This is a genomic window from Spongiivirga sp. MCCC 1A20706 (genome assembly GCF_046524175.1).
Lineage (GTDB): Bacteria > Bacteroidota > Bacteroidia > Flavobacteriales > Flavobacteriaceae > Spongiivirga.
Genome location: NZ_JBEFZF010000017.1, coordinates 1 through 1,895, shown reverse-complemented (window position 1 = coordinate 1,895; position 1,895 = coordinate 1). Strand labels below are relative to the sequence as shown.

The window sequence follows — 1,895 nt, the reverse complement described above, 5'->3', positions numbered from 1 at the left end:
CCAATGGTTTGGTAACGATCACCGATAGTCAGGGTGAGGGAACGATTACGGACAATGATGCAGCGAGTATCGCTATTGATGATGTGACGGTAAATGAGGCAGCAGGCACTGCTACCTTAACGGTTACGTTAACGGGCGATGTACAGGGCGGCTTTAGTGTAGACTATGCTACGTCGAACAACACTGCAGTACAGCCTGGGGATTATACCAGTAGCACGGGTACCTTGACCTTTGCTGGAACCGATACAGAGACAGAGACCTTTACGGTCCCGATTATCGATGACAATATATTAGAGGCTACAGAGAGTTTGTTTGCAGACTTAAGTGGTATAACAAATACGTTAGTAACGATCACAGACAGTCAAGGTGAGATTACGATCACGGACAATGATACGGCGAATGTATCGATAGATGATGTCACGGTTAATGAAGTTGATGGAACAGCTACGCTAACAGTCACCCTTACTGGAAATGTTCAAAGTGCATTTGATATAAGTTTTGCTTCTGCTGACAACAGTGCCACACAACCAAGCGATTATACCGCAGTTTCAGGGACATTAAGTTTTGCAGGTAATGATACAGAAACGCAAACTGTAACGATTTCAATAATTAATGACACTACTGTAGAAAATGATGAATCTTTCTTTATCAATTTAAGTGGTATTACTAACGGATTAGTTACTGTAGCTGATTCTCAGGGAGAGGTTACAATAATAGATAATGATTCATTTATAACAATAGGAGATATAACCGTAAATGAGGGCGCCGGAAATGCGACTTTTAATGTAACGCTAACAGGAAATGTAGCAGGAGGATTTACAGTAAATTATGCAACAGCAAATGATACTGCCATTGAACCAGGTGATTATACATCCAATAGCGGAACGCTAACTTTTGTAGGAACTGACGCTGAAGTACAAACCATTACTGTACCAATTATCGACGATATTTTGGTGGAACCTAGTGAGGACTTTTTTGTTAATTTAAGTGGTATATCTAGTGCGTTGGTAGCAATTGCTGATAATCAGGCAGTAGGTTCTATAACTGATAATGATTCTGCAAATATTGTTATCAACGACGTAACGGTCAACGAAGGTGACGGAACGGCTACCTTTACAGTAACACTGTCCGCAGCTGTTGCAGGTGGCTTTAGTGTTGATTATAATACTTCCGATGATACTGCTTTGCAACCTGGTGATTATACCACTGCAAGCGGCACTTTAAATTTTGTCGGTACAGCAGGAGAACCTCAAACCTTTACAGTTCCTATTATAGATGATGGGCTTTTAGAAGTTACGGAAACATTCTTTGCAAACCTTTCAAATGTTAGTTCTGGCTTAGTTACTATTAATGATGCTCAAGGAGTTGCTACAATAACCGATAATGATGCTGCAAGTCTTGCAATAAATGATATCACGGTTAATGAAGCAGCGGGTACAGCAACCTTTACGGTGACATTAACTGGTGATGTTGATGGATCTTTTACTGTGGATTATGCTTCGGCAAATAATACTGCCGTTTCCGGATCTGATTATACTGCAGTTACGAACTCTCTCACTTTTACAGGAACTGATGCGGAGACTCAAACCTTGACCGTTAATATTACAGACGATAATTTAGTAGAAGCAAGCGAGACTTATTTTATTAATCTCTCTAATGTAAGCAATACGCTAGTTACAATTAGTGACGGACAGGGAGAAGGTACCATTACCGATAATGATAGTGCTGGTATTGTAATAGCAGATGTTACGGTTAACGAGGCGGCAGGTACTGCGACTTTTACGGTTACCTTGACAGGTGATGTACAAGGTGGTTTTACAGTAGATTATGCCACTGCAGATGGTACAGCCACTCAACCAGCGGACTATGCTGATACTACTGGTACATTAACCTTT

1 protein-coding gene is annotated in these 1,895 nt (G+C 40.8%); it reads left to right on the top strand.

Annotated elements, in window-relative coordinates; translation table 11 throughout:
- A partial coding sequence (locus ABN763_RS18960; protein ID WP_410487076.1) for a beta strand repeat-containing protein occupies nt 1-1,895 on the top strand: 1,895 nt, incomplete at both ends.